Source organism: uncultured Limnohabitans sp., from assembly GCF_937889215.1.
In the GTDB taxonomy this organism is placed as follows: Bacteria; Pseudomonadota; Gammaproteobacteria; order Burkholderiales; family Burkholderiaceae_C; genus Limnohabitans_A.
The window spans coordinates 1-2976 of sequence record NZ_CALBEX010000574.1 but is presented as its reverse complement, the minus strand read 5'-3'; the positions used below and the strand labels follow the sequence as shown (position 1 = coordinate 2976).

Genomic DNA, 2976 nt, shown 5'->3' with positions numbered 1-2976 from the left:
CACGCGGCGCTGCTCAAGGCCTGATTCAGGTCCGCCGGATGAACCGCTTCAGCGCCGTGGGTTGTACCCAGCGCTGAAGCCACGTTCAGGAATCAGGCCCATACAAGGGTTTTGATTTCCAATCCGGTTACGTAACGGTTTAGTAACTTATCTCCTGAGGCTCTCACCATGACCATCAAGCTGGGTATCAACGGATTTGGCCGCATCGGCCGTCTGGCGCTGCGCGCTGCGCTCAAGCATGGCTACGACGACATCCAGATCGTCGGCATCAACGACCCCAAGCCTGCCGACTACTTGGCCTACATGCTCAAGTACGACAGCGTGCACGGCCGCTTTGATGGCACGGTGGACTTCACCGAAGACACGCTCATCGTTAACGGCAAAAAGATCAAACTCTCGCACGAACGCGACGCGCACAACCTCAAGTGGGGCCAGATGGGCGTGCACACCGTGCTCGAATGCACCGGCCACTACCTGACCGAACCCACCAGCCAAATGCACATCGCAGCCGGTGCCAAAAAGGTGGTGATTTCGGCCCCCTCCAAAGACAGCATTCCCATGTTCGTTTATGGCGTGAACCACAAACAATACGCAGGCGAAGCCATCGTGTCGAATGCCTCATGCACCACCAACTGCTTGGCCCCTGTGGTCAAGGTGCTGCACGACAAATGGGGCATCAAGCGCGGTTTGATGACCACCGTGCATGCCGCCACCGCCAGCCAAATGACCGTGGACGGCTCGTCCCGCAAAGACTGGCGCGGCGGCCGTGGCATCTTAGAGAACATCATCCCCAGCAGCACGGGCGCGGCCAAAGCCGTGGGCGTGGTGATCCCCGAGATCAAGGGCAAGATCACTGGCATGGCCTTCCGTGTGCCGACCTCTGACGTGTCGGTCATTGACCTGACGGTGGAGCTGAACAGCGACGCCAGCTACGCCGACATCTGCGCCGAAATGAAAGCGCAAAGCGAAGGCGCGCTCAAAGGCGTGCTGGGTTACACCGACGAAAAAGTGGTCTCCACCGACTTCCGCGGCGAATCCTGTGCCAGCGTGTTCGACGCGACCGCCGGCATCGCGCTGGACAAGAGCTTCGTCAAAATTGTGGCCTGGTACGACAACGAATGGGGCTACGCCAAGCAGTGCCTGGAGATGGTGCGGGTGGTGGCTAAGAAGAAGTGATCTGAACCAGCAGGCAGCACCAGGGCTCCCCGCAGGGGCTCAGAGGCGCTTCGCTTTGCCACATTACTCCTGCGAGGAGCCCTGACGGTGCCATGGGATATCGCTCAAAGCGCCTTCGGGCGCTTTTTGCTTGTGTGCAATGACGACGCGGATGTGGATTGCGGGGGTATAGGCGGGTGAGGTGAAACTGACGTGAAGTTCAGCGGTGCGTCGCAACTTTGGGCGTCCGTTGTAACGGCACCTTAGAAGTCGTCGCCTCAAGGCGCTCAGCCAGCCAGACCTTGATCACGGACTGCCTCGTCACCCCCAGTTTGCTGGCTTCGCGGTCCAGCGAGTCCACCATCCATGTTGGGAAATCAACATTCACCCGCTTCTGATCCTGCAGCACGCGCCTGGCTTTGGACAAATCCAAAGAAGCCGTGATGTCGGCGCCATCATCAAACTGTTGCTCGAACTTTTTAGCTTTCATAAAGTGCCACTTCTTCTGTGCGTGCGCGACGCACGGATATCAATCGGATATTGGCTCCCCGGTAGGTGATGACAGCCGACCAATGCTTGCCATCCATGACGCCAATCACCAAGTACCGCGGTTCGTCATCTGTTTTTGCTGGAATTTCCAACAGCATCGGATCGTTCCAGAGAACTTGAGCTTGGACAAAATCAATGCCATGCTTGATGCGATTGGCATCACTCTTTGTGGCGTCAAACTCAAAGGACATCATGGTATAGAAAATATACCTTAATTGGCATCCAACTGCAAGCCGACTTGAGCTTATGTCTCTCACCAGTGCCTGTGCGCTCAACGTTTTTCAAGGGCACGCCACTGTCACGAGCAACATAAAACCAAGCTGCACCCACAAGCTGCCCGGTGAAAAGCATCAACGCACCGCCCGAATCCAATCCGCCGCCTTCTCCGCAATCATGATCGTCGGCGCATTGGTGTTGCCGCTGACGATGCGTGGCATGACCGACGCGTCGACCACGCGCAGGCCCGGCACACCGTGCACGCGCAGTTGCGCGTCCACCACCGCCATACCATCTTGCCCCATGCGGCAGGTGCCTACTGGGTGGTACACGGTGTCGGCGTTTTGCCGAATCCAGTGTTCAAGTTGTTCATCGCTGCGCGCATCGGCAGACGCTGCCCACTCTTTGCCGTACGCAGCCAAGGCAGGCTGGGACAAGATGTTTTGAGCTTGCCGAACCCCGTCGCGCAAGCGCTGCAGGTCACGTGGGTCGCTCAAAAATTGCGGGTCGATCAAAGGGGCGCTGTGCGGGTTGCGGTCGGCCAGTTGCACGCGGCCTCGGCTGTCGGGTTGCAACAAGCACACATGCAAAGAGTAACCATGCCCCAGCGTCAGTTGGCGGCCATGGTCCACCAGCTTGGCCACCACAAAGTGCAGCTGGATGTCCGGGTGCGCTTCATCAGGTTGGCTTTTGTAAAACGCGCCGCCCTCGGCGAAGTTGGTGGTGAGCGGCCCCTTGCGGTGTTGCCGCCAGGCCCACAGGGCTTGCAAGGTGTGCCACGCGCCACGGGGTGACATGCCGATCAAATCGGTTTGCCCCGGCGCATCGGCCACCAGCACCGCGTCGGGGTGGTCGTGCAGGTTTTCGCCCACGCCGGGCAAGTCGCGCAGCACCTCGATGCCCAGGCTTTGCAAATGCGCGGCAGGCCCGATGCCTGAGCGCATGAGGATGGCGGGCGATTGAAACGCGCCTGCACTCAAAATGATTTCGCGCCGGGCGGTCACGGTCTGCGCCTGGCCACCCTGCACGGTGTGCACCTGCCGCGCCACGCCATCC

At 59.4% G+C, this 2976-nt stretch carries 4 protein-coding genes; 1 reads left to right on the top strand and 3 read right to left on the bottom strand.

Annotated elements, in window-relative coordinates; all coding sequences use genetic code 11:
- Positions 1–168 precede the first annotated feature (168 nt).
- On the top strand, positions 169–1176 hold the full coding sequence (gene gap / locus Q0341_RS14390; protein ID WP_299514700.1) for a type I glyceraldehyde-3-phosphate dehydrogenase: 1008 nt from the start codon (positions 169–171) through the stop codon (positions 1174–1176).
- A 199-nt stretch (positions 1177–1375) separates the two neighbouring features.
- Here the strand turns inward: gap and Q0341_RS14385 are convergent, their stop codons facing one another.
- The 3 genes from Q0341_RS14385 to Q0341_RS14375 form a co-directional block, all read right to left on the bottom strand.
- Positions 1376–1645 carry a CopG family transcriptional regulator gene (locus Q0341_RS14385; protein WP_299514699.1) on the bottom strand — a complete coding sequence of 90 codons (270 nt, stop codon included), beginning with the start codon at positions 1643–1645 and terminating at the stop codon, positions 1376–1378.
- Positions 1635–1895 (bottom strand): BrnT family toxin, encoded by a 261-nt coding sequence (locus Q0341_RS14380; protein ID WP_299514697.1) that lies wholly within the window; start codon positions 1893–1895, stop codon positions 1635–1637. Before Q0341_RS14380 ends, Q0341_RS14385 begins: the two co-directional genes overlap by 11 nt.
- Before the next feature lie 159 nt (positions 1896–2054).
- Positions 2055–2976, bottom strand: a 922-nt coding sequence (locus Q0341_RS14375; RefSeq protein ID WP_299514696.1) for a GMC oxidoreductase, incomplete at its 5' end; no start/stop codon positions are given.

Bases quoted from the DNA above. Each gene is read 5' to 3' on its own strand.
- Q0341_RS14380 (WP_299514697.1), bottom strand. From the start codon at position 1,895: ATGTCCTTTGAGTTTGACGCCACAAAGAGTGATGCCAATCGCATCAAG.
- gap (WP_299514700.1), top strand. From the start codon at position 169: ATGACCATCAAGCTGGGTATCAACGGATTTGGCCGCATCGGCCGTCTG.
- Q0341_RS14385 (WP_299514699.1), bottom strand. From the start codon at position 1,645: ATGAAAGCTAAAAAGTTCGAGCAACAGTTTGATGATGGCGCCGACATC.